Here is a 22,229-nt window from a genome sequence, read left to right on the forward strand (position 1 = left end):
TGACAACCATGTTTTCCAAGGTGAGCGGTCCCGTCCGGCTCGCGGACCAGGTCGCCTCGATCCTCTCGGAGGAGATCGAGTCGGGGCGGCTGGCAGAGGGCGACCAACTGCCCACCGAGGTGGCGCTGGTCAAGCAGCTGGGCGTCAGCCGCACAGTGGTGCGCGAGGCTCTGTCGCGGCTCCGCAACGCGGGTCTGGTCGAACCGCGCCAGGGTCTCGGTGTGTTCGTCCTGCCACGGCGCACCCGCCCGCTCGACCTGGAGGCCGAGGCCGCCGACACCAAGGCGAAGGTGCTGCAGATCGTGGAGGTGCGCCGTGGCATGGAGGGCGAGGCGGCCTATCTCGCGGCCGGCCGGGCCACGCCCCGCGACCTCGCCCGGATGCGTGAGGCCTTCGACACGATCGACTCGGCGGTCGCGGCCGGCGGCGACGGTGTGGAGGAGGATCTCGACTTCCACCGGTCCATCGCCGAGTCGACCGGGAACACGGTGATGGTCTCGACGGTGCGGTACCTGGGCGAGGTGCTGCGCGGCGGTATCCGCGTGACGCGCGCGAACGAGGCCCGACGGGACGACTTCATCGAAGCGGTCCGGCAGGAGCACCACGCCATTCTGGCCGCCATCGAAGCGGGGGACGCCGAGGCGGCACGCGCCGCCGCGCGCCTCCATCTGCGACAGGCCGCCTCTCGGCTCCAGGACGCGGACGACAGTTTCTGGACCCGGACCGAGGACGTCGACGTGGATCTCGACGCGGCTCCATGACGCCTACCGGCCGGCTTCGTTCGGCTCCGGGGTCAAGGCGACCCCGGTGGTCTCATCCACCCCAGTGACCGCTCGACGGCTCGCTGCCAGTTGTCGTACTCCGCCTCCCGTCGCCCGGGGTCCATGTCGGGCATCCACTGGGCGGCCCGGTGCCAGTTGCGGCGCAGCACCTCCAGGTCCGGCCAGTAGCCGGCGGCGAGCCCGGCGGCGTAGGCGGCGCCCAGGGAGACCGTTTCGGCGACCATGGGCCGGACCACGGGTACGTCCAGTACGTCGGCCACGAACTGCATGAGCAGGTTGTCCGCCGTCATGCCTCCGTCCACCTTGAGCTGCTTCAGGGCGACCGAGGAGTCGGCGTTCATCGCGTCGACGACCTCGCGCGTCTGCCAGCCGGTGGCCTCCAGGACGGCTCGGGCCAGGTGCCCCTTGGTGATGTAGGAGGTGAGGCCGACGATGACACCGCGCGCGTCGCTGCGCCACCGGGGTGCGAACAGGCCGGAGAAGGCGGGGACGATGTAGCAACCGCCGTTGTCCTCGACGGTCAGCGCGAGGGTCTCGATCTCCGGCGCGCTGCTGATCAGCCCCAGCCGGTCACGGAACCACTGGACCAGCGAGCCGGTGACGGCTATCGAGCCCTCCAGGGCGTAGACCGGGGGCCGGTCCCCGATCTGGTAGGCGACGGTCGTGAGGAGCCCGTGCCGGGACCGTACGACATCGGTGCCGGTGTTGAGCAGCAGGAAGCTGCCCGTGCCGTACGTGCACTTCGCCTCGCCCGGGGAGAAGCAGGTCTGGCCGAACAGAGCGGCCTGCTGGTCGCCGAGGGCGGCCGTGATGCCGACGCCCGGGAGGACCGAGCGGGCCTCGCCGTAACGCTCGGCGGACGACCGGATCTCGGGCAGCATGGTGCGGGGGACCCCGAAGAACGCCAGGAGCTCCTCGTCCCAGGTGAGCGTGCGGATGTTCATCAGCATGGTGCGGCTCGCGTTGGTGGCGTCGGTGATGTGCAGGCCGCCGTTCACGCCTCCGGTGAGGTTCCAGATCAGCCAGCTCTCCATGGTGCCGAACAGCACCTCGCCGTCCTTGGCCCGCTGCTCCAGCCCGCTGACATGGTCGAACAGCCAGCGGATCCGCAGCGCCGAGAAGTAGGTCGAGGGGGGCAGGCTGCACCGCTCCAGGAAGAACTCCTCACCGGGGCGCTGTCTGAGGTCGTCGACAAGTGATGCCGTGCGGGTGTCCTGCCAAACGATCGCCCTGTCCAGCGGGACCCCCGTCCGCCGGTCCCAGAGCACCGTCGTCTCCCGCTGGTTGGCGATACCCACGGCGGCCACCTCGTCCGCACCGGCCCCGGCGTCGGACAGGGCGACGGGCACGAGGCGCTGCAGGTTGCGCCAGATCTCCACGGCGTCGTGTTCGACCCAGCCGGGCCGGGGGAAGTGCTGCTGGTGCACCCGCTGGGCGACGGACACCATCCGCCCGTGGTGGTCGAACAGGATGCATCGGGTGGAGTTGGTGCCCTGATCGATGGACAGTACGTACCGTGCAACCATGATCGGGTCTGCCTTCCTGCCTTCCGATGTGTCGCGGAGGCCGTGGACTACCAGCGAGCCGCTCCCAGGTCTCTGGAGATCGCCCGCGCGGCCTCCCGGAGCAGCGTGATCAGGTTGGGCCGGGGCCGGCCCTGGCCGTGGCAGATCCTCTCGACGGGGCCGGACAGGCCGATGGCGCCCACCACGAGGCCGCCGTGCCCCCGGATCGGCGCGGCGACGGCGGCCTCGCCCATGCTCATCTCCTGGACCTCGGCGGCCCAGCCGACGTCCCGGACCTCGGCGAGCGCCCGGCCCAGCTCCTCCGGGGTGGCCAGGGTGTGCCGGGTGTACGCATCCAGCCCGGATTCCAGGGCCGACTCCATGGGCGCGGTCCCGAAGGCCAGCAGGACCTTGCCGAGCGAGGAGGCGTGCAGCGGCAGCAGCGAGCCGACGTCCAGTGTCTGCAGCGTGTCGTCCGGCCGGAACACGTGGTGGACGACGAGGACCCTGCCCTCCAAGGGGGTGCCCAGGCGGACCGCTTCCCCACTGCGGGCGGCGAGGGCGTCGGCCCAGTTGATGGAGCGTGACCGCAACTCGTTGACGTCGAGGTAGCTGGTTCCGAGGTGCAGGAGGGCGGCCCCGAGCTGGTACTTTCCGGTCGCCGCGTCCTGTTCCACGAAGTCCACGTGCTGGAGTGTGCGCAGAATGCCGTGGGTGGTGCCCTTCGCCAGCCCGAGTGAGGCCGCCACCTCGCCGAGTCCGAGCCGGCGCGGCCCACCGGCGAGCAGACGCAGGATCGCCGCCGCCCGTTCGATCGACTGGACCGGTCCGGCCATGAGGCGAGTCTATTTCGGCCATGGAGGCTGCGCGTCACGTGCGGGTGAACGGTCCGCCGGGGGCACCGACCCCGCGTTCGGCAATGGCGACCGACGTTCATTGACCCGCCTGGTCATAGCTGCCTAGCGTGCGTTGTGGCCCGGCACAGCGCGCTGAGGCCCGCGACCGGCGGACAGCGCCCACCCGGAGGAGAGCATGATGGCGGTACAGCTCGATACGAGGCTGCGGGACACAGCCGAACACGTCTGTGAGCTCCCGCCCGCCCCCGGGGCCGTCTCGGCCGTACGCCGACGTGTGGGGGCGGTCCTCGCCCACTGGAACGTGTCCCCGCAGATCGTCGAGGACTCTCTGCTGGTGGTGTCGGAGCTGCTCACCAACGCGATCGTCCACGCCCTGCCCCCGGCGGTGCTGCGGCTGGCCTGGGCCCGGGCCGACGGGCTCGGCACCCTCCGCGTCGAGGTCACGGACGCGGGACCCGCGCGCCCGAGGGGTCAGTCGCCCGAGGGGATCGACCCGGACGAGCACGGGCGGGGCGAGGAGATCGTCCACGCACTGGCGACGCGGCACGGCATCCACGTCCACTCCGGCGGGGTGACCCGGTGGGCCGATCTCGTCGCGGCATGAGCATGCGCCGGGACCTCCGCGCGGGCTGGGGAGGCGCCGCTGTCACCGTGTGGTGACAGCGGGTACGGAACTGTGACACGGGCGGGTACAACGAACGTCGGTGGCGGCGGGTCATAGGAGACGGACCATCGCACAACGACCGATGACCGCCATGGGGGAATCATGACCATCCGTGCCCGACGTGCCCTTCGTACCCGACGTGCCGTGGCTGCCGCGGCGGCCGTGGCGGCGGGAGCCGCCGTCGCCGTGGCCGCCGTCCCGGCGGCCGCCGCGTCGGCTTCCGCCGACACACCCCGGTACCTGAAGCCGAGCCAGCTGCCGCCGCACCCGACGTCGCCCTGGTACGCCGGTCCCGTCACGGCCGGGCAGCCCGACCCGCTGCCGGCCTGCGGGGGCGACCCGCTGCCGTCGATCGCGAGCCACCGCTCGTACTGGACCGAGTACGACACCAACGCCCTGCAAGTGACGGTGGTGGAGCGCAGCACGCAGCGCGCCAAGGACTTCGCGGCCCTGCTGCGCAAGGACCTCGCCGACTGCGCGGAGAAGCTGATGCGGCAGGACCCGGACGTGACCGCGACCGAGAAGTACTACGGCAGGCTGAACGTGGAGGAGGGCGCCCACGTCTACGGCATCCACACCACATCCACGTGGGGGTCCTCCGACATCAGCCTGTACTCGGTAGGCCGGGACGGCTCGACGGTGACCCTCGTCAGGTGGGCGCAGATGGGCACCTTCCAGCACGCCCAGGTCGCCGACTTCAAGAAGACCACCGTCACGGCCGTCAACAGGCTCTACTGACCAGGGTCGGCGCTGCGGCCGGGACGACCCCGCCGCAGCGCCGACGCCCGCCCTGCCAGGGGATGTCCGGTCAGGGGATGACCGGCCAGGGCATGCCCGCTACCCCAGGTCGACCTGGAACACCTTGTCCGCGCCGTCCGGCTCTCCCCCGTTGTTGTCGGCGTTGGTGGTGGACAGCCACAGGGCGTTCTTGCCGGGGAGCTTCTCCACCGTCCGGAGTCGGCCGTACGTGCTGGTGTAGTACGCCACGGGAGTGCCCGCGCTCGTGCCGCTGACCGGGATCCGCCACAGCCGCTCGCCGCGCAGTGCCGCCATGTAGAGGGCGCCGTCGGCGTACGCGACCGCGCTCGGGGAAGCCTCACTGACGGTCCACTGGCGTTTGGGGTTGGTCATGCCGGAGGTGGAGCAAGTGCCCTCGCAGGTCGGCCAGCCGTAGTTCTTGCCGGACTCGATGAGATTGAGCTCGTCGTACGTGCTGTTGCCGAACTCGGCCTCCCACAGCCTGCCTTGGTCGTCCCAGGTGATGCCCTGGGGGTTGCGGTGACCGAGGGAGTAGACGAGCGTGCCGAACGGGTTGCCGGGTGCGGCCTTGCCGTCCGTCGTCATCCGCAGGATCTTGCCGTTGAGGGAGTTCCTGTCCTGGGCGAGGCTGCTGTTCTGCGCGTCGCCCGTGGTGGCGTAGAGGTAGCCGTCGGGGCCGAACTTGATGCGTCCGCCGTTGTGGTACTTGTTCTTGGCTATACCGGTGACCAGGACTTTGTAGCCGCTGAGCGAGGAACCGTCGTACGTCATGCGGACGATGCGGTTGTCGCTCGCCGCCGAGTGCATGAGGTAGACGTAGTGGTCGCTGTTCCAGTTCGGCGACACCGCGATGCCGAGGAGGCCGCCCTCGCCGTTGGTGGTCACGACGTTGGGCACCGTACCGACCTGGGTCCTGGTGCCGGACTGGGTGAGTTTGAAGACCTTGAAGGAGTCCCGTTCGGTGAGGAGCGCCGATCCGTCGGGCAACCAGCTCAGGCCCCAGGGAACAGTCCAGCCGGACGAGACGGTCCGGATGGCCGAGGGGACGGAGTCGATGCCGCTGCCGGTTCCTCGCTCGCTCCGGGCGGTGGTCTCGCTCCGGGCGGTGGCGCTTCCGGTGCCGGCCGCAGCACCGAGCAGACCGGCGGCCAGCGCGACCGCGGTCGCCGCCGCGGTCAGGGCCGGGGGCCTGCGTCTTGCGGGTGTGTGGGGGTGACTTGCCATGGGAACGGCTCCTTGTATGGGGGTTCAGGGGCCTTGACGGGGAGTTGACGGGACATCAGCCCACCGAGAAGGTAGGAGGTGTGCAGGGGAGGGTCAAGGACAGAAAGAGCCAAAGGTCCGGACCACCCTCGGCATTCCAGGGCTCGATGCCATCTCACCAGGGTCTTTACTGACACGTGCCGTCGATGGTCAGCTTCTGGGGCCACCTCCCTGACGGGAGAGATCGGAGCACCTTCTTGCTGCCCCATTGACCCGGAAGGCTCGGCTCGCGATTCTGCAACAGAACGCGAGTCGACCAGGAGCGCCTGTCCCCCACACAGAAAGGCAGCTCTGCTCATGACCGAATCCGTACAGCAAGCGGTGGAATCGCACACCCAGGCAGGCAACGAGGAGTCGCCCGTCTGGCAGACACCGGACTACGTGGTCGTCGAGACCGCGCTGGAAGTCACCGCCTACGCCCTGAGCAACCGTTAGCGCGCCGCCGTGCTGCTGCAGGTGCTCGGCACCGCGGCGGGCGGTGGCGTTCCCCAGTGGAACTGCGCGTGCCCCGGCTGTTCCGGGGCACGCGCCCACCCGCACTGGCGCCGCCGCCACGCCTCACTCGCCGTACAGGCGTCCCAGGACCGCTGGTATCTCGTCAACGCCACCCCGGACATCGGCGACCAGATCGAAGACTGTCCCGCACTCCACCCCGGCCCCGGATCCCGGCGCACGCCGATCGCCGGACTGGTCCTGACCGACGCGGAACTCGACCACACCCTCGGCATCGCCCGGCTGCGCGAAGCCGGTGCCGACGGCCTGGAGCTGCTCGCCACCGGCCCCGTACGCGAAGCACTGCTCACCCGGCTGCGGCTGGAAGCCGTCATCGGGCCGTACACCCCGCTCACCTGGCGCGAACTGCCCCACGAGCGGCCCGAACCGCTCACCGCGGACTCATCGGACTCCGTGGACTCAGCGGTCTCGATCAGCGCGATCCCCGTGTCCGGTAAACGCCCTCGATACGCGGCGGACTCACCCGGCTCCGGCACGGACCCCTGGGTCGTCGCCCTGCGTCTGACGGACCGCGCCACCGGAGCCACCGCGATCTACGCCCCGGCGCTGGCGGCCTGGCCCAAGGCCCTGCAGTCCGCCGTCACGGAGGCCGACTGCGTGATCGTCGACGGTACGTTCTGGGACGACGAGGAGCCTCGGCGCACGGGCATCTCCACGCGCACCTCGACCGGTATGGGGCATCTCCCGATCGACGGGCCGGACGGCACGGCGGAGCGCCTGGAAGCATTGAGCGCCCGCTGTCTCTACACCCACCTGAACAACACCAATCCCCTCGTCGATCCCGGCGCGCCGCAGCACAAGCGGCTGGCCGACCGGGGCATCGAGGTGGCCGCCGACGGAATGGTGATCAATCTGTGAGCACCGGCACCAGCACCAATCCCAGCACCAGCACCAGCACGGCCACAGCAACGGCACCCGCAACGGCACCGGCACCGGCACCGGCGTTCGAGGACCGGCTGAGGGCCGTGGCCCGCGACCGTTACCACGACCGCCACCCCTTCAACGTACGGATGCACCAGGGCGAGCTGACCCCCGACGAGCTGCGCCGCTGGATCCTCAACCGCTTCCACTACCAGCGGCACATCCCCGTCAAGGACGCGCTCGTCCTCGCCAAACTGGACACCCCGCGGCTGCGCCGCATGTGGCTGCGGCGGATCGAGGAGCACGACGGGCGGGCCGAGGGCGAGGGCGGTATCGAGCGGTGGCTGAGACTGGGCGAGGCCGCGGGACTCGACCGGGCCCGGCTGCTGTCCGGCGAGGAGGTGCTGCCCGGCGTACGACTCGCGGTGGACGGATACGTCAACTTCTGTCGGCTCCGCTCCCCGCTGGAGGCCGTCGCCGCGTCCCTCACCGAGCTGTCCGCCCCGGGCATCATGCGTACGCGCATCGCCGCCTTCGAACACCACTACCGGTGGATCGACGCCGACGGGCTCGCGTACTTCCGCTCCCGCGAGACCCAGGGCCGCCAGGACAGCGGGGAGGCACTGGGACTCGTCCTGGACTGGGCGCGCACCGAGGCCGAGCAGGAGAGCGCCGTGGCAGCCCTCGCGTTCAAGTGCGACGTGCTGTGGTCACTGCTCGACGCGATCGACCACGCCGACGGCAAGGAGCAGCCGTGAAAGAAGCGACGGTGAAAGAAGCAGCCGCGCAGGAAGCAGCCGCGCGGGAAACAACCGCGCAGGAAGCAGCCGTGGCCGGATGGCGGCCGGCACCCGCGCGTTCGGTCGTACTCCGCCACGACCGGGTGCGCCAGGCGGACCTGCTGGTTCTGCCGGAGCGCGTGGTGGTCCTCAGCGGCCGGGCGGCGGATGTCCTCCGGTTGTGCGACGGACACCGGCAGGTCGGCGAGATCGTCGACGAACTGGCGGCCCGCTTCCCCGGCGCCCCGGTGGCGGACGAGGTGCCCCGGTTCCTCGACCGCGTGCGCGAGGAGGGCTGGCTGCGATGACGGGCCCACCGGCACCGCCCTGGGCCCTGCTCGCCGAACTCACCCACGGCTGCCCGCTCCGCTGCCCCTACTGCTCCAACCCGCTCGAACTGGTCGGCCGCTCCCACGAACTGTCCACCGAGGAATGGGAGGACGTGCTGTGGCAGGCCGCGGAGCTCGGCGTCGTCCACACCCACCTCTCCGGGGGTGAGCCCCTGCTCCGCCGGGATCTGGCGGCCATCGTCGCCGCGGCCGAGGGCGCCGGGATCTACACCCAGCTGGTCACCAGCGGGAACGGGCTGAGCGCGTCGAGACTGTCGGCTCTCGTGTCCGCCGGGCTGCGCAGCGTCCAGCTGTCGGTGCAGCACGCGGACCCGGTGGCGTCCGACCGGATCGCCGGGCACCGTTCCTTCTCGGCCAAGGAGCGGGCCGCCGCCGTCGTACGGGACGCGGAGCTGCCGCTGGGCCTCAACGTCGTCCTGCACCGAGACAACCTCGACGCGGTCGACGCCATCGTGGACCTCGGCGTGGCCTGGGGCGCCGAGCGGATCGAGCTGGCCAACGCCCAGTTCTACGGGTGGGCCCTGCGCAACCGCACCACGCTGCTGCCCACCCGCGACCAACTCTCCCGCGCCAGTGAGGTGGTCGAGCGCCGGCGGAAGCAACTGGCGGGCACCACCGAACTGGTGTGGGTGGTACCGGACTACTTCGACGGTGTGCCCAAGCCCTGCATGGGAGGCTGGGGAGCGGTGTCGCTGACCGTCGCCCCGGACGGCCGCGTCCTGCCGTGCCCGGCGGCGGGGACGCTGCCGGACCTGGACATACCGAACGTACGCGACCGTTCCCTGGAGTGGATCTGGCGCAGTTCCCCGGCCTTCGAGCGCTACCGCGGCACCGAGTGGATGACCGGGCCGTGCACGGACTGCCCGCGTCGCGAGACGGACTTCGGGGGCTGCCGCTGTCAGGCCCACGCGCTCACTGGGGATGCCTCCCGCACCGACCCCGCGTGCGCGCTGTCCCCGGACCACGCCCTCGTACGCGCCCTGGCGGAGGTCCCGCCGCCCGACGATCCCGAATCCGCCGACGCCCCGCGTTACGTCTACCGCGGCGCCCGTCCGGAACCGCGCGAACGAGCCACGGACTGAAAGGGCAGGCCGCGCCAATGGCATGACGGAGCGTCAGGAAGGGTCAGCTCGCGTTGCCGTCCTCCCTCACGGAGTCCGCCTCCACGGAGTCCTCCTCCACAGGAGGCATGAAGGCGCGCAGCCACCGCTCGGTCTGGGCGACATGGGCCTGTGCGGCACCGGCGGCGGCGACCGGGTCGTGGTCGGCGATGGCGGTGGCCAGCACGCGGTGGTCCTCGTCGCTCTTGCGGCGCAGCTCCGGGCCTTCGGGGAGGGTGAAGACCTGGTACTTGCGGGAGCGGGCGCGGAACACCGACAGCAGCGAGGCCAGGGTGGGGTTGCCGCCGATCCGGGCGATCTCCGAGTGGAACCGGTGGTCGAGCTCGGATGCCTTGGTGGGGTCGTCGGTGGCCTCCATGGCCTCGATGAGCGCGAAGAGCGTCCCCACCTCCTCGGGGGTGCAACGTGCCGCGGCCTGGGCGGCGACATGGGCCTCCAGCACGCGCCGGATCTCGTAGACCTCCAGCAGGCCGGTCAGCGGCAGTAGTTCCAGGGTCAGCGAGAGGCTGCCTATGACGTCCTCCGGCCTGAGCGGGGAGACGTACGTGCCGGAGCCGTGCCGTGGCTCGATCACGCCCAGGGCGGCGAGCATCCGCACGGCCTCGCGCAACGACCCTCGCGAGACGCCGAGTTCCTCACAGAGCTCCCCCTCGGGCGGGATGCGCTGGCCCGCGCCGAGGCGGCCCGTGGCGATCATGTGCCGTAGGCCGTGGAACGCCTTGTCGACTGCGGACATCGCTCTCCTCCCCTGACGGGCCGACGGCACGGCCGGGACCCTCTCGGTGCACTGTACCTAGGTGCAGTCATCAGATGTCTTCTCTGTATCGGCCCGGAGTCATCTGATGACTTTTCTCTGCAGCACCCTTGAAGGCCGGAAAACGTCGTGCCAACATCCAAGTCATCATACGTGTCCCGGCGCCGTATCTGATGTCCTGAGCGATGTCCGGTCTCCACGCCGGGGCGCTCACGTGCGGCAGAAGTGGAGTCTTGTGAGCGAGACCGAGGTCACCACCGCGCCCAGCCCTCTCCTGCTGACGGGCGCACGGCCCGCCGACCGGGCGTGGTCCCTGGACCCCGCCCTGCGGCACCTCAACCATGGTTCGTTCGGAGCGGTTCCCCTGGTGGCGCAGGAGCGGCAGAACCAACTGCGCGCGGAGATGGAACGCTCCCCCGTGGTGTGGTTCCCGGCGCTGCCGCAACGCCTCGCCGCGACCCGGGTCGACCTCGCCGCCTTCCTCGGGGCCGCCCCCGAGGACCTGGCCCTGGTGCCCAACGCGAGCGCCGGCGCCAGCGTCGTGTACGCCTCCCTCACCCGTCACCGGGGCGGGGAGATCGTCGTCACCGACCACGGCTACGGGGCCGTGACCATGGGCGCCGAGCGGCTGGCCCGGCGCTGGGGCGGGCGGGTCCGCACGGCCCGGGTGCCCCTGGACGCGGACGAGGGGCAGGCGTACGAGGCCGTGCTAGCCGAGGTGGGCGAGGCCACCGACCTCGTCGTCGTCGACCAGATCACCTCACCAACGGCACGCCGGCTGCCGGTGGAGCTGATCGGCGCGGAGCTGCGGCGGCGGGGCGTGCCGTTCCTCGTGGACGCCGCTCACGTCCCCGGTCTGATCGCCGGCCCGCTCGCCGGTACGACGGGCGACTTCTGTGACTTCTGGGTCGGCAACCTCCACAAGTGGGGCTGCGCACCGCGCGGCACCGCCACGCTGGTCGCAGGCGGCCCGCTGCGAGAGGAGCTGTACCCGCTGATCGACTCCTGGGGCGCCCCCGACCCGTACCCCGACCGTTTCGACCAGCAGGGCACGCTGGACGCGACCTCCTATCTGGCGGCGCCGACGGCGCTCGACTTCGTCGAGAACACCTGGGGCTGGGACACCGCCCGCCACTACATGGACGACCTGGCCGGCTACGCCGAGCACGTCATCGGCGGCGCGTTCGCCGAGCTGACCGGTGTCGGCGGCCGGGTGGACGTCGGGATGCCCGTCCCCGGCATGCGGCTGGTGCGCCTGCCCCCGGGCCTCGGGGCCACCCGGGTCGAGGCCGACGCGCTGCGCGACCGGGTGGCCCTGGAGCTGGGTGTGGAGGCGGCCTTCACCAGCTTCGGCGGGGTCGGCTATCTGCGGGTGTCCGCCCACGTCTACAACACCGCCGCCGACTACGAGTACTTCGCCGAGACCTGCGTCCCCGTCCTCGGCGACTGGGCCCGCGCGGCCCGCGAGCAGCACGGCACGCCGTAGCTGCGCAGCACAGCACGCCCCTCCCTTGAAACGGAAGAGGTCAGCACGATGAGAAGAAGGACGGTCCTGGCCCTCGGCACGGCCGCCGCACTGGTCCTGACCGGCTGTTCCACCATGAGCCCCAGCAGTGCCGGGGGCGCGGTCACGCTCACCATGGTCGAAAGCCTCACCAACCCCGCTCGCACCGATCTGCTCAAGAGCCTGATAGCCGACTTCCAGAAGCAGAACCCCAAGATCAAGGTCAATCTGATCTCGCCGCCCACCGAGCAGGCCGACCAGAAGATCCAGCAGATGCTCCAGTCCGGCACCGGCGTGGACACCCTGGAGGTGCGCGACACCACCGTCGGCCCGTGGTCGAACAACGGCTGGCTCTACGACATGAAGAAGGACCTGAACGGCTGGAAGGGCTGGCAGGCCATGACGGAGAACGCCGTCAAGGCCTCCCAGGACGCCGAGGGGAAGACCTACTTCATCCCGTACGGCTTCTACGGGCTGAGCCTCTTCTACCGCACCGACCTGATCAAGAAGGCCGGCTTCAGTGAGCCCCCGGCCACCTGGGAGGACCTGCTGAAGCAGGCCACCGCCATCCAGGACCCGGCCAAGCGCCAGTACGGCTACGCCTTCCGCGGCGGGGCCAACGCCAACGGCAACGCCACCGCTGCCATCGAGGCCTACGTCGCCGATGACGTCGACCCCGCCAACGGGTTCAAGCTGAAGGACGGCAGGACGATCTTCTCGGCTCCTGGCGCGCTCGACGCGATGGAGACCTACCTCAAGCTGTTCAAGCAGGCCTCACCCAAGTCGTCGGTCTCCTGGGGCTACCCGGAGATGGTCGAGGGCTTCTCCAACGGTTCCACGGCCTTCCTGCTCCAGGACCCCGAGGTGATCGCCACGGTCTCGGAGTCCAAGTCGATCACGAAGAGCCAGTGGAACACCGCCCCGCTGGTGGCGGGCCCCAGCGGCAAGACCGTGCAGCCACTGGCCACCGCCGGATGGGGCGTCGCCAAGGGCAGCAAGCACAAGGCCGAGGCCGTCAAGCTGGTCGAGTTCCTCTCCCAGGGCGAGGCGTCCACGAACTTCACCAAGAAGAACAGCCTGGTGCCGATCCTCAAGTCGGCGACCGAGGACTCCTTCTACAAGACGGGCCCCTGGTCGAGCTACGTCACCATGACCGAGAACCCGGACAAGTACCTCGTCGTCACCCAGCCGCGCGGTGTCTCCTGGTGGACCGAGTGGCAGCAGAAGGCCGACGCCGACGTGCAGAAGATGATCCTCGGCAAGTTGACGCCCAAGAAGCTGCTGGCCGACTGGGACGCGTACTGGACCGCGAAGTGGAAGTAGACATGTCCGCCGCGTCCGCCACCGCGAAGTCGCGATCGGGGCCGGGGCGCCCTTCCCACAAGGGGGGTGCCCCGTCCGGCCACGGTGCCCGACCGGGCCGCCGCAGGCGGGAGTTCACCACCCGGCGCGGGCTGCTCATCGCCGCCTTCATGGCGCCGGCCGCGGTCTTCGTGGCGGTCTTCACCTACTACCCCATGATCGCGGGAAGCCAGATGGCGTTCCGCAACTGGAAGCTGACCGACCTGACCGACACCTCCTGGGTGGGCTGGAAGAACTTCCACGAGGTGTTCGCCGACCCGGCCTGGGGCACCGTGCTGGCCAACAGCGCCCTCTGGGTGGTGGGTTCGATCGTGCCCCAGTTGGTGATCGGCTTCGCGCTCGCCCTGTGGCTGCGCCGCCGGTTCCGGTTCCGCGGCCTCTACCAGGCCCTGGTCTTCTTCCCCTGGGCGATCTCCGGGTTCCTCATCGGCATCCTGTTCCGCTGGTTGTTCAACAGCGAGTTCGGTGTCGTCAACGACCTGCTGCAGAAGGCCGGACTGATCGACCAGCCGATCGCCTGGCTCGCCGAACCGGACAAGGCGATGATCGCCGTGCTGGTCGCCAACACCTGGTACGGCGTCACCTTCTTCGCGATCATGATCCTGGCCGCGTTGCAGTCGATCCCGGACGAGTTGTACGAGGCGGCGGCCCTGGACGGGGCCGGCAAGGTGCGCACGCTCTTGCAGATCACCATCCCCTACATCCGCACCACGCTCGCCCTCACCGTGCTGCTGCGGGTCATCTGGATCTTCAACTTCCCCGATCTGATCTTCGGGATGACCGGCGGCGGCCCGAACAACGAGACGCAGATCGTGACCACCTGGATGATCCGGATCACCCAGCAGGGCGACTACGGCCAGGCCTCCGCCATCGGCCTCCTCGTGGTGGCCGGGCTGCTGGTGTTCGCCACGTTCTTCCTGATGGCCACGCGCGAGAAGCGGGAGGTGAAGCCGTGATCGGCAAGGAGACCGCGACCGGGCGGACCGTCCGGTTCACCTTCCTCGGGCTGTGGCTGGTCTTCACCGTCTTCCCGCTGTACTGGATCACGGTCACCTCGCTCAAGGCGCCCGGCGACATCTTCCGCTTCCCGATCGCCTACTGGCCCGAGCACTTCTCGCTGGAGAACTACACCGACCTGTTCTCCAAGGCCGACTTCGGTGTGTACCTCACCAACAGCCTCGTTGTCGCGACCGTAGCGGGCGCGGTGGCCACGACGATCTCGATGCTGTCGGCGTACGTGCTGGCGCGGTTCGAGTTCCGCACCAAGTCCGCCCTGCTGATGGCGGCGCTGGTCACCCAGATGATCCCGTCCTTCATCGCGCTGGGGCCGCTGTACCTGCTCATGACCGACCTCAGGCTGGTCGACAACCGCCTCGGGCTCGTCCTCGTCTACATCGCCGTGTGCATTCCGTTCTGCACGGTGATGCTCCGCGGCTTCTTCGAGAACATCCCCGACGCGCTGGAGGAGGCCGCCATGATCGACGGACTCTCCCGGTTCGGGGCGCTGTTCAGGGTGCTGCTGCCGGTGATGAGGCCGGGGATCGTGGCCGCGTTCATCTTCAACTTCGTCAACTGCTGGAACGAGCTGTTCCTTTCGGTGACGCTGATGAACAGCGACGCCAACAAGACCGTCCCCACGGCCCTCAACGGGTTCATCTCCAGCTTCAACATCGACTGGGGCTCCATGTCCGCGGCGGCCGTGCTGACCATCCTGCCCACGATGGTGCTGTTCGCCTTCGCCAGCCGCCATATCGTGCAGGGGCTCACTTCCGGTGCGGTGAAAGGCTGAGCGGATGTACGAGATCGACGTTTCCCTTCCTGACTCCGTCCATGTGATCGCCGGGACCGACGATGTCGCTCGCCCCGCGGCACCCTCGGGGACGGGTCGATGGACGGTGTCCGGCGTGCAGGTGACGGCACGTCAAGATGCGGGCGGGAGCCTGCGGTTGAGGGTCGCCGCACCCGGGCCGCAGGGCGTTTCGAAGGTGGCGCTGCGCTGGCGGCACCACCCCGGTGGCCGTCCTCCCGCCCTGGTGCTCGGCGACACCTGGGAGCGTTCGTACGGCGATCTGCAGTGGCGCGGCATCCAGCCGGAGCGGCCGCTGCCCTGGTACTGGCTCGGCACCGACCCCGCCACCGGCACCACCGCGGGGCTCGGCGTCCGCACCCGCGCCGGCGCCCTGTGCAGCTGGACGGTGGACGAGGACGGCACCACTCTGTGGCTGGACGTGCGCTCCGGCGGCCTGCCGGTGCTGCCGGGTGAGCGGGAGCTGGCCGCCGCCACGGTCGTCGGGGTGACGGCCGACGGCTCCGTCACCCCGTACACCGCCCTGCAGCCCCTGTGTTCCGCCATGTCCCCCGACCCGCTGCTGCCCGAGCAGCCGGTGGTCGGCTGCAACAACTGGTACTACGCCTACGGCAGGGACTTCGGCCCCGACGCCGTGCTGCGCGACGCCGACACCATCGCCGAGTACGCCGGGGACCATCCGGTGCGGCCCTTCTGCGTCGTCGACGACGGCTGGACGGAGGGCGGCGGCAGCGCCCCGGGCGGGCCGTGGGACACCGGTCTGCCGGGGGTGTTCGACGACATGGCGGGCCTGGCCGCCGGGATGGCCGAGCGGGGAGCCCGGCCGGGGGTGTGGTTCCGGCCGCTGTTGTCCCGCATCGAGACCAAAGGGATGCGCACGGATGTGGGCCGCCCCGGCCGGATCCCGCTCGACCCGTCGCTGGACGACACGCTGACCACCGTCGCCGCCGATGTCGCCCGCTTCCGCGCCTGGGGCTTCGAGCTGATCAAGCACGACTTCAGCACGTACGACGTCTTCGGCCGCTTCCACCCGGACACCCCGCCCGAGATGGCCGGGCCCGGCTGGCGGCTGGCCGACCGCACCCGTACCACCGCCGAGGTGCTGGTCGCCCTCTACCGCGCCATCGCCGAGGCCGCCGGCGACGCGTTGGTGATCGGCTGCAACACCGTGGGCCACCTGGCGGCGGGCCTGGTGCAGGTGCAGCGCACGGGCGACGACACCTCGGGCCGGCACTGGGAGCGGACCCGGCGCATGGGGATCAACACCCTCGGCTTCCGGCTGGCCCAGCACAACCGCTTCTACGCGCTGGACGCCGACTGCGTGCCGTGCACCCCGGCGACGGAGTGGGCGCTGAACCGTCAGTTCCTCGACCTGGTGGCCCGCTCGGGCACCGCCCTGTTCGTCTCCGTCGACCCCGCCGCCCGCACCGCGCAGACCGACGCCGACCTCACCGCGGCCGTCCGGCTCGCTTTGGACGGCGGCGCCCCGGGCGGTGTCGAGCCGCTGGACTGGCTCTCCACCACGGCCCCTCGCCGCTGGCGGAGCGCCGGGGAGGACCTCACCTACTCCTGGTCGCAGCCCTGGGGCGCCTGGCCGCTGCTTCCGGGCTGACGACCGGGTGGCCGCCGTCTTCAAGGGGCGCTCAACGGGCGACGGTCACCTCGGCCGTGTCATTGGCCGGACGCGTGTCACGGCGGTCGTTCCCTCCTTCGGCGTCCCGCACACTCAGACGGCCCGTGCCGGGCTCGCCGAGCCGCACGGTGAAGGGGAACTCCTCCGCTTCTCCGGGCCGGATGCGCTCCAGGAGGCAGGCGTACGTCCGGCCCTCATGCGAGCAGCCTCCTCCTCGGCGTTCAGCATCGGCTCCTTGCGTACGGTGGTGCCCGGTGGCAGCGTGAAGACGAGTTTCCCGCTCTGTCCGGGGTCGCCCGGCCCGTTGTTGCGGACGGCGATGTCGAAGGAGCGCTCGGACCCCGGAGCTCCGTTCAGCTCGACGGGGAGGACCTCGTAGTCCGAGGTGGTGTCCAGCCGTACCTCGTTCGTGGTTCGGTCGCCGCTGAAAGCGCCCTGCCGGCCGGTGTCTTCGGCGGCGACGGCTCGCAGGACCGGTCCGCTGCCCGTCGCGGTGTGCGGCGGGAGCACGTCGTCCTCACCGGGCCCGACGTTCAGTGCCCACGCTTCCAGGGAGACGAAGCCGTACATCTGTGTCGTGGAGGCGCGTACCTGCACCTCGGGTCGGAGCACGACCGTGCGGCCGGGAGGTATCCGGACGTCGGGGAGGAAACATATGGAGACGTTCTCGCCGTTCTGCTCACCGTAACGACAACCTCGGTGCCTCGTTCGAAAGGTCACTCCGTCCCTGCCTCCCACCATCAGGGCGATGCCTTCCGTCGCGACCTCCCCGCGGTTGCGGACGACGACCGGGACTCCGACCTCTGCACCGGGCGTGACGTCGTCCCACCGCGCGGGCTCGCGCACCTCCACGACCGGTTCGCCCACCACGACACGGGTCCGGGCCGTCAGCGTCTCCCCCTTCTCGGTGCTGAACCGGAAGCGCACCTGACCACGCTGCCCCGCCCTGCTGCCCTCAGCCGCGACGGGAAGGACCCGGTCCATGGCGTGCCGGGTGTCGTAGTCGCCGTTCACCTTGCAGACGACCTTCACCGCGTCGCCCTCGCAGCGGGGAGCGCCCTTCTTCGCTCCCGCCACCTCCAGGCGCACGACCTTCTCGGAGCCGCTCACGTCCACGGTCAGTTCATGGTCCTGGGCTCCATAGCCGCTGGGCGCCTCCTTATCCGTGGCCTGGACGCGGAAGCGCTCCTTGCCCTCGGGGCCCGTGGGGTCGCCGTGTGGCCGGAGATAGAACAGCTCCGGTGTCGTCAACGAGGACTTGGCGTCACCGCCACCGCACGCGGTCAGGCTCCCCACCAGCAGCAGGGACACGAGAGCACCGCACCACACCGCTGCCCGCCCGCGTAACCACCCGACAGCTCCACCGGCACGAGGCTCACATGTGATCATGCCGGTCACTCAACCACTCCCCCGTCACGGAACAGCGACGGTTCAGGCGCGGACCAGCTCCAGCGCCTCGTTCAGGTTGTGCTCGGCGATGCCCGCCATGAACTCCCGGTCGGGGAAGTCCCCGTCGAGCAGCCGCAACGGGCCCGCTGTCAGCGAGAGTCGCTGCGCGAGCATGTAGAGGGCGAGCCGGTCCTCGTCCAGGCCGTCCACCGCCAGTGGCCGGTAAGCGTCGTGCAGACGTATCCGGAGGAAGACGTGCTCCCATTCGACGTCGAAGTACGTCAGTCCCTCGATGTCGACCGGCACCGGGTTCCCGTCCGCGTCGACCCGCACATGGTCCGGACCCAGTTCGCCGTGCACGACCGAGTACTCCGCGCGCGGACGCACCGCCGCCGCCAGTACCCGCAGCCGCTCCTGAAGCCGCTCGCGGGCGTTCGCGATCCGCGGGTCACGCGAGGCGGCCTCGGCGAGGTCCCGCTGAGCGCGTTCGAGCACCACGCCCTCGCAGGACGTTCCGCGCGAGGTCCCTCCGCCGTCCACCACGGCGACCTTGCCGTAGGCGGGTGCCCGGTGGAGCCGCATCGCCTCCAGCGCCTCCGCGAACCGGGCCATGACCGGAGCGGCCGCACGCGGGTCGCGCTCGAGCAGTTCCTCCAGGTTCTCCCCCGGGACGTCCTCGACGATCGCGAGGTCGGCCGGGTGATGGGTGCCGTCGCGGTCGAGGAGGCGGATCGCGGGGACGCGGACGCCGAGCGCGTCCAGCCGCGCGTGCGCGGCCTCGAACAGGTCGAGCCCGGCGCCGGACGAGAAGGGCTCGGTGAGATCGTCGTCGCCCTCGGCCTGGGGCCAGTAGTTCTCGGCGGCGTCCCACAGGTAGGCGATCGCCGTCGTGGAGTCGTCCATCGTCAGGCGGTACACGCCCTTCGTGGTGCCGCCCGCGACCCGCTCGACCGCCTCCAGCCGTCGCCCACCGCCCAGCGCGACCCGCGCCGCACCCGCCAGCTGCTCCCGCGTCACTGCCCTGCGCGCCATCACCCGAACCGCCCCTCCACCACGCGTCACGACAACCCGCGCACGGTACACAGCCCCAGGCGGCCTTATCGAGTCCGGTGCGGTACCGCGCGTCCCGTAGGGGCGCGGGGAACGGCGCGATCAGCCCCCACCGGCCCGCGGATTCATCACCGGCCGTCCAGCGGAGCTAACGGCGGCGCCAAGGCAGCACCGCCGAGTCGCTCCGGGAGGACTCCGCGCGCTGCACGGCTCCGCCGATCGCCTCACCGATCTCGGCGAGCTGCCGCACCTGCTCCGGAGTGAGCGCGTCGAAGACCGCACGGCGTACGGCTTCCACGTGGCCCGGAGCGGCCCGCTCCAGTACGGCGCGCCCTTCGTCGGTGAGGACGGCGAGCTGGCCGCGCCCGTCGGCGGGATCCTCGCGCCGGTCCACGAGGCCGGCCTCGCGCAGCCGGTTCACCGCGTGGGTGAGCCGGCTGCGAGTGATCTTCAGACGATGGGCCAGTTCCGACATGCACAGAGCCCCGTCGGGCACCGAGGACAGATGGGACAGCAACCCGTAGTCCGCGTGGGTCATCCCCGCGTCGCGCCGCAGCTGCCGGTTCAGGTAGTCGGCGAGCAGGGTGGAGAAGTCGACGTAGGCCAGCCAGGCCCGTTGTTCCTCGGCGTCGAGCCAGCGTGGCGAGGTGGACATGGCCACACTGTACCTGTTTGAAAACTCAAACGCCCGAGACCACCCGGCGCCCGTGCCCGTCCTGGTCGCAGATGACGTCCCGCGCCGGCCGCTCCCCCGTCGCCAGGAAGTGGGACACCGTCCGGTCGCCGCAGGCGTTGCCGTTGTCCAGGTAGGCGCCGTGACCGGTGGAGTCCACGGTCACCATGACGGCGCGCCGGCCGAGGGACTCGCGGAGTTCGAGGGCGCCGCTGAGGGGGGTGGCCACGTCACGCCGGTTCTGGACGATGAGGACGCTGGAGGGGCCACGGTCGGTGATCCGTACCGCGGGCTCCTTCGGCGGGTACGGCCAGGCGGCGCACACCATCGCGTTCCTCGGCATCCCTGCGGTCAGCGGGAACTTGACTCGGCTTTCGTCAACTCCCTTCCGGTACACGGACGTTGACCCGGGCCAATCGACGTCGTTGCAGACAGTTCCGGCCAGGACCGCGAGGCTCTGCTGCATGACCGTCTCGGGCGGCGCGGGCGGCGCGGGCGGCACGGTGCCCTTCCGGGCGGCCAGGATCAGCCGGGCCAGGATGGGGTAGTTGTCGGGGTCGTAGAGGCTGTCCAGCATGGTCTGGCGCAGCACGTTGCCGTTGAGCTCCGACGGTGTGGCTCCGGGCCAGGGGATGGGCTCGCGGTCGAGGCGGGCGGCGAGGCGGAGGAAGAGGGGGCGTACCTCGGCGGCGGTCCGGGCCACGCGGTCGGGGTTGCCGGGTGCCGACGCCCACTTGGCGAACTCGGGGAAGTTGTCCTCGACCCCCTCCTCGAACCTGGCGAGCCAGCCGCGGGCCACCCGGGTGTGGTCGGGGTCGTCGCTGCTGTCCAGCACGACGCGGTCGGTACGGTGCGGGAACAGCTGGTTGTAGACGGCGCCGACGTACGTGCCGTACGACACTCCCCAGGCCGAGATCTTCCGCTCGCCGAGCGCGGCCCGGATGCGGTCGAGGTCGCGGGCCTCGTTGGCGGTGCTGATGTGCCGTATCAGCTCGCCGCCGTTGCGCGCGCAGGCGTCCGACATCCGCCGGGCGGTGGCCATGTTCTCCGTGACGGAGCCGTCGGGGGCCGGCCAGGGGAAGAGTTTCGTCCGGTCGAGGTCGTCCCGTTCCAGGTCGCAGCTGACGGGGGTGGAGCGGCCGTATCCCCGGGGGTCGAACCCGATCAGGTCGTAGGCGTCCCGCACCTTCTGCGGCAGCTTCTGCCCCTCGCCCGAGGGGTGGCCGAGGCTGCCGCCGCCGGGTCCGCCGGGGATCATGAACAGCGCGCCGCGGCGCGCCCGAGGGTTCTCGGCGGGGATGCGGGAGAACGCGACGGTGATCTTCCTGCCCTGCGGGTCGGAGTAGTCCATCGGCACCTCGACGGTCGCGCACTCCTGCCGGGGGTCGAGCCCCGTCCCCTCGCACTTCGTCCAGTCGAGGGGCGGTGGCTCGGGAGCAGTGGCCGTCGAGGCGGTCGCGGTGGTGAGGGGTACGGCGAGGCTCAGGACCGCCGCGGAGGCGGCGAACAGGGCCGCGTTTCGCTTGATCGTCGTCATGGGAACGAGCCTCGCCCGCCCCGTGCATTACTGACATCCGGCCAACTGGCCTCTGCGCACGGGGGTTCACCCCACAGGGTTCCCCTACTCGGCGGGCTTCTCCCAGACCGAGACGTGCCGGCGGCTCTCGCCGGTGAACGGCTCGCGCCGCCACCCCTCCCACCGGTCGCGCAGCCGCATCCCGGCGAGTCGCGCCATCAGGTCCAGTTCCGCGGGCCAGACGTACCGGAACGGGAGGGACCAGTACGAGGGTCGCCCGTCGACGATCGTGATGTGGTGGGAGCTCATCGCCTGAGTGGCTACGTCGTACGTGTCGAATCCCAGGCGGGTGGGGCTGATCGTGAACGGCACGGCGTTCTGCCCGGGCGGCAGCCTGCGCAGGTCCGGCACGCCCACCTCGACGACGAAGCAGCCGCCGGGCCGGAGGTGGGCGGCCGCGTTGAGGAAGCAGTCCACCTGGGCGTCCTGGGTCGTCAGGTTGTTGATCGTGTTGAAGACGAGATACGCGACCGCGAACGTGCCCGGCACGCGTGTCGTGGCGAAGTCGCCGATCGTGACGTCGATCGCGTCACCGTCCGGCTTGGCCCGCAGCCGGGACACCATCGCCCGGGACATGTCGATGCCGTGCACCGGAACCCCGCGGTGACTCAGCGGCAGCGCGATCCGGCCGGTGCCGATGCCCAGTTCGAGTGCCCTTCCGTCGCCGGCGAGCCCGGCGAGCAGGTCCACCGCCGGTTCCACCGCCTCGGGCCGGAACATGTCCGCGCACGACTCGTCGTACGTCGCCGCGATGCCTTCTCCGAAGTAGCCGTCATCGTCGAGGTCGGTCATGCCGGGGACCGTAGCGTCCGCGAAGCGAGTCGCGCACGTCGTTTTCCGGCGACCGGAGCGCTATCAAGTCAAGCGTCAGCGCTATCAGGTCAAGCGTCCCGGACTCTTGACTCAGTACCCGCCAGTAGCGATTCTCGTCACATCGCTTGTGCGAGTCATGACAACGACGTCGCGGGATGGTACCGGCCATTTCGGACGGTCCGGCTCACCACCGCACCACGAGCCATCGCACCAC

At 70.5% G+C, this 22,229-nt stretch carries 22 protein-coding genes; 13 read left to right on the plus strand and 9 right to left on the minus strand.

Annotated features, from left to right (window positions below; translation table 11 throughout):
- The first annotated feature begins 8 nt into the window (after positions 1–8).
- Positions 9–761, plus strand: a complete 753-nt coding sequence (locus FNH08_RS03315) for a FadR/GntR family transcriptional regulator (protein ID WP_152769714.1) — start codon at positions 9–11, stop codon at positions 759–761.
- Positions 762–793: 32 nt separating this feature from the next.
- Here the strand turns inward: FNH08_RS03315 and glpK are convergent, their stop codons facing one another.
- Complete coding sequence (glpK, locus tag FNH08_RS03320; protein WP_152769715.1) at positions 794–2,308, minus strand: glycerol kinase GlpK; 1,515 nt, start codon at positions 2,306–2,308, stop codon at positions 794–796.
- 47 nt (positions 2,309–2,355) lie between these two features.
- Positions 2,356–3,123 (minus strand): IclR family transcriptional regulator, encoded by a 768-nt coding sequence (locus FNH08_RS03325; protein ID WP_152769716.1) that lies wholly within the window; start codon positions 3,121–3,123, stop codon positions 2,356–2,358.
- Positions 3,124–3,322: 199 nt separating this feature from the next.
- Between FNH08_RS03325 and FNH08_RS03330 the strand changes: the two genes are divergently transcribed.
- Both FNH08_RS03330 and FNH08_RS03335 read left to right on the plus strand, forming a co-directional pair.
- Entirely contained in the window at positions 3,323–3,748 is a 426-nt protein-coding gene (locus FNH08_RS03330; RefSeq protein WP_152769739.1) for an ATP-binding protein, read from the plus strand.
- Between the two features lie 162 nt (positions 3,749–3,910).
- Positions 3,911–4,546: a hypothetical protein gene (locus tag FNH08_RS03335; RefSeq protein WP_152769717.1), complete on the plus strand. Its 636-nt coding sequence runs from the start codon at positions 3,911–3,913 to the stop codon at positions 4,544–4,546.
- A gap of 99 nt (positions 4,547–4,645) precedes the next feature.
- Here the strand turns inward: FNH08_RS03335 and FNH08_RS03340 are convergent, their stop codons facing one another.
- Entirely contained in the window at positions 4,646–5,791 is a 1,146-nt protein-coding gene (locus FNH08_RS03340; RefSeq protein WP_152769718.1) for a PQQ-dependent sugar dehydrogenase, read from the minus strand.
- A gap of 336 nt (positions 5,792–6,127) precedes the next feature.
- On the opposite strand from FNH08_RS03340, the gene pqqA reads away from it, so the two are divergent.
- The 5 genes from pqqA to pqqE are packed head-to-tail and all read left to right on the plus strand — an operon-like array spanning position 6,128 to position 9,415.
- Positions 6,128–6,265 carry a pyrroloquinoline quinone precursor peptide PqqA gene (gene pqqA / locus FNH08_RS03345; protein WP_152769719.1) on the plus strand — a complete coding sequence of 46 codons (138 nt, stop codon included), beginning with the start codon at positions 6,128–6,130 and terminating at the stop codon, positions 6,263–6,265.
- 9 nt (positions 6,266–6,274) lie between these two features.
- Positions 6,275–7,201, plus strand: coding sequence for a pyrroloquinoline quinone biosynthesis protein PqqB (pqqB, locus tag FNH08_RS03350; protein ID WP_322723575.1), 927 nt, complete (start codon positions 6,275–6,277; stop codon positions 7,199–7,201).
- A complete protein-coding gene (pqqC, locus tag FNH08_RS03355; protein WP_194238351.1) occupies positions 7,198–7,962 on the plus strand; it encodes a pyrroloquinoline-quinone synthase PqqC in 765 nt (254 codons plus the stop codon). Before pqqB ends, pqqC begins: the two co-directional genes overlap by 4 nt.
- Positions 7,959–8,291, plus strand: a complete 333-nt coding sequence (gene pqqD / locus FNH08_RS51545) for a pyrroloquinoline quinone biosynthesis peptide chaperone PqqD (RefSeq protein ID WP_407704324.1) — start codon at positions 7,959–7,961, stop codon at positions 8,289–8,291. Before pqqC ends, pqqD begins: the two co-directional genes overlap by 4 nt.
- Positions 8,288–9,415 carry a pyrroloquinoline quinone biosynthesis protein PqqE gene (gene pqqE, locus FNH08_RS03365; protein WP_152769721.1) on the plus strand — a complete coding sequence of 376 codons (1,128 nt, stop codon included), beginning with the start codon at positions 8,288–8,290 and terminating at the stop codon, positions 9,413–9,415. Before pqqD ends, pqqE begins: the two co-directional genes overlap by 4 nt.
- 43 nt (positions 9,416–9,458) lie before the next feature.
- On the opposite strand, the gene FNH08_RS03370 is transcribed toward pqqE, so the two are convergent.
- Positions 9,459–10,190, minus strand: a complete 732-nt coding sequence (locus tag FNH08_RS03370) for a FadR/GntR family transcriptional regulator (protein ID WP_152769722.1) — start codon at positions 10,188–10,190, stop codon at positions 9,459–9,461.
- A 253-nt stretch (positions 10,191–10,443) separates the two neighbouring features.
- On the opposite strand from FNH08_RS03370, the gene FNH08_RS03375 reads away from it, so the two are divergent.
- The 5 genes from FNH08_RS03375 to FNH08_RS03395 all read left to right on the plus strand — a co-directional run bounded on the left by FNH08_RS03375 (position 10,444) and on the right by FNH08_RS03395 (position 16,493).
- The gene (locus tag FNH08_RS03375; RefSeq protein WP_322723578.1) at positions 10,444–11,694 is read left to right on the plus strand and encodes an aminotransferase class V-fold PLP-dependent enzyme; all 1,251 of its coding nucleotides are present in this window, start codon (positions 10,444–10,446) and stop codon (positions 11,692–11,694) included.
- A gap of 48 nt (positions 11,695–11,742) precedes the next feature.
- Entirely contained in the window at positions 11,743–13,035 is a 1,293-nt protein-coding gene (locus tag FNH08_RS03380) for an ABC transporter substrate-binding protein (RefSeq protein ID WP_152769724.1), read from the plus strand.
- Between the two features lie 2 nt (positions 13,036–13,037).
- On the plus strand, positions 13,038–14,030 hold the full coding sequence (locus FNH08_RS03385; protein ID WP_152769725.1) for a carbohydrate ABC transporter permease: 993 nt from the start codon (positions 13,038–13,040) through the stop codon (positions 14,028–14,030).
- Positions 14,027–14,863, plus strand: coding sequence for a carbohydrate ABC transporter permease (locus FNH08_RS03390; protein ID WP_322723580.1), 837 nt, complete (start codon positions 14,027–14,029; stop codon positions 14,861–14,863). Before FNH08_RS03385 ends, FNH08_RS03390 begins: the two co-directional genes overlap by 4 nt.
- Before the next feature lie 121 nt (positions 14,864–14,984).
- On the plus strand, positions 14,985–16,493 hold the full coding sequence (locus FNH08_RS03395; protein ID WP_322723581.1) for an alpha-amylase family protein: 1,509 nt from the start codon (positions 14,985–14,987) through the stop codon (positions 16,491–16,493).
- A gap of 114 nt (positions 16,494–16,607) precedes the next feature.
- Here FNH08_RS03395 and FNH08_RS03400 read toward each other — a convergent pair whose 3' ends face one another.
- From FNH08_RS03400 to FNH08_RS03420, 5 genes are all read right to left on the minus strand, one after another.
- Positions 16,608–17,825 carry a hypothetical protein gene (locus FNH08_RS03400; RefSeq protein ID WP_152769727.1) on the minus strand — a complete coding sequence of 406 codons (1,218 nt, stop codon included), beginning with the start codon at positions 17,823–17,825 and terminating at the stop codon, positions 16,608–16,610.
- 120 nt (positions 17,826–17,945) lie between these two features.
- Positions 17,946–18,935, minus strand: coding sequence for a phosphotransferase family protein (locus tag FNH08_RS03405; protein ID WP_152769728.1), 990 nt, complete (start codon positions 18,933–18,935; stop codon positions 17,946–17,948).
- Between the two features lie 166 nt (positions 18,936–19,101).
- The gene (locus tag FNH08_RS03410; protein ID WP_152769729.1) at positions 19,102–19,608 is read right to left on the minus strand and encodes a MarR family winged helix-turn-helix transcriptional regulator; all 507 of its coding nucleotides are present in this window, start codon (positions 19,606–19,608) and stop codon (positions 19,102–19,104) included.
- A gap of 25 nt (positions 19,609–19,633) precedes the next feature.
- On the minus strand, positions 19,634–21,163 hold the full coding sequence (locus FNH08_RS03415; RefSeq protein ID WP_152769730.1) for an alpha/beta hydrolase: 1,530 nt from the start codon (positions 21,161–21,163) through the stop codon (positions 19,634–19,636).
- A gap of 84 nt (positions 21,164–21,247) precedes the next feature.
- Positions 21,248–21,994, minus strand: a complete 747-nt coding sequence (locus FNH08_RS03420; RefSeq protein ID WP_152769731.1) for a class I SAM-dependent DNA methyltransferase — start codon at positions 21,992–21,994, stop codon at positions 21,248–21,250.
- Between the last annotated feature and the right edge of the window lie 235 nt (positions 21,995–22,229).

This window comes from Streptomyces spongiae (genome assembly GCF_009377185.1).
GTDB classification, from domain to species: domain Bacteria; phylum Actinomycetota; class Actinomycetes; order Streptomycetales; family Streptomycetaceae; genus Streptomyces; species Streptomyces spongiae.

Coding starts and splice junctions, on each gene's coding strand:
- FNH08_RS03315 (WP_152769714.1), top strand. CDS start 9: ATGTTTTCCAAGGTGAGCGGTCCCGTCCGGCTCGCGGACCAGGTCGCC.
- glpK (WP_152769715.1), bottom strand. CDS start 2,308: ATGGTTGCACGGTACGTACTGTCCATCGATCAGGGCACCAACTCCACC.
- FNH08_RS03325 (WP_152769716.1), bottom strand. CDS start 3,123: ATGGCCGGACCGGTCCAGTCGATCGAACGGGCGGCGGCGATCCTGCGT.
- FNH08_RS03330 (WP_152769739.1), top strand. CDS start 3,323: ATGGCGGTACAGCTCGATACGAGGCTGCGGGACACAGCCGAACACGTC.
- FNH08_RS03335 (WP_152769717.1), top strand. CDS start 3,911: ATGACCATCCGTGCCCGACGTGCCCTTCGTACCCGACGTGCCGTGGCT.
- FNH08_RS03340 (WP_152769718.1), bottom strand. CDS start 5,791: ATGGCAAGTCACCCCCACACACCCGCAAGACGCAGGCCCCCGGCCCTG.
- pqqA (WP_152769719.1), top strand. CDS start 6,128: ATGACCGAATCCGTACAGCAAGCGGTGGAATCGCACACCCAGGCAGGC.
- pqqE (WP_152769721.1), top strand. CDS start 8,288: ATGACGGGCCCACCGGCACCGCCCTGGGCCCTGCTCGCCGAACTCACC.
- FNH08_RS03370 (WP_152769722.1), bottom strand. CDS start 10,190: ATGTCCGCAGTCGACAAGGCGTTCCACGGCCTACGGCACATGATCGCC.
- FNH08_RS03380 (WP_152769724.1), top strand. CDS start 11,743: ATGAGAAGAAGGACGGTCCTGGCCCTCGGCACGGCCGCCGCACTGGTC.
- FNH08_RS03385 (WP_152769725.1), top strand. CDS start 13,038: ATGTCCGCCGCGTCCGCCACCGCGAAGTCGCGATCGGGGCCGGGGCGC.
- FNH08_RS03405 (WP_152769728.1), bottom strand. CDS start 18,935: ATGGCGCGCAGGGCAGTGACGCGGGAGCAGCTGGCGGGTGCGGCGCGG.
- FNH08_RS03410 (WP_152769729.1), bottom strand. CDS start 19,608: ATGTCCACCTCGCCACGCTGGCTCGACGCCGAGGAACAACGGGCCTGG.
- FNH08_RS03415 (WP_152769730.1), bottom strand. CDS start 21,163: ATGACGACGATCAAGCGAAACGCGGCCCTGTTCGCCGCCTCCGCGGCG.
- FNH08_RS03420 (WP_152769731.1), bottom strand. CDS start 21,994: ATGACCGACCTCGACGATGACGGCTACTTCGGAGAAGGCATCGCGGCG.